Origin of the sequence: Mesorhizobium sp. M1365, assembly GCF_040317865.1 — a bacterium.
GTDB lineage: Bacteria > Pseudomonadota > Alphaproteobacteria > Rhizobiales > Rhizobiaceae > Mesorhizobium.
In genome coordinates, this window is record NZ_JAMYLG010000121.1 from 1 (window position 1) to 589 (window position 589).

Genomic DNA, 589 nt, shown 5'->3' on the forward strand with positions numbered 1-589 from the left:
ATCTTGGAGCTGCCCTGAGCCTGCTCGGTGGTGGTGGTTCCAGCCTTGCCCTGGGCTTGCTCCTCGGTCTTCATCTTCGTGTTGCCCGTGGCCTGCTGGTCAGTCGTGGCGCCAGCCTTGCCTTGGGCCTGCTCTTCAGTCTTCATCTTCGTGTTGCCCGTGGCCTGCTGCTCAGTCGTAGCGCCAGCCTTGCCCTGAGCCTGCTCGCCGGTCTTCAGCTTCGGTTTGCCCTGCGCCTGTTGATCAGTGGTGGCGCCGGCCTTGCCCTGAGCCTGCTCGCCCATCTTGGCGCCGTTCTGGCAATTGGCAGTGCCGGCTGCACAATTGGCGCCGGACTGATCGTCGGTCGACTGCTGCGTCTGGGCAAGTGCGGCCCCGCAGCTGACGCTGATTGCTAACATGCTGGTGATCAGAACGCCTTTCATGAGAGATCTCCTTGGAAAATGCGTCCCTTCACCCCGCAAAACTGCGTTTAAAAAACTTTGTTCCAAACTAATGGAAGGAAACGGCAAGCGATCCGAGTGGCGGAACAAGCTCCACCTGATGACGTTACCGGCCTATAGCGACCCCGCTGCGAACGGCATGACGC

The 589-nt window shown here is 60.4% G+C and carries 1 pseudogene; it reads right to left on the minus strand.

Features of this window, described 5'->3' with window-relative positions:
- Nucleotides 1-425 (minus strand): annotated as a pseudogene (locus NKH04_RS33160) (DUF1236 domain-containing protein); the annotation flags it as partial.
- Between the last annotated feature and the right edge of the window lie 164 nt (nucleotides 426-589).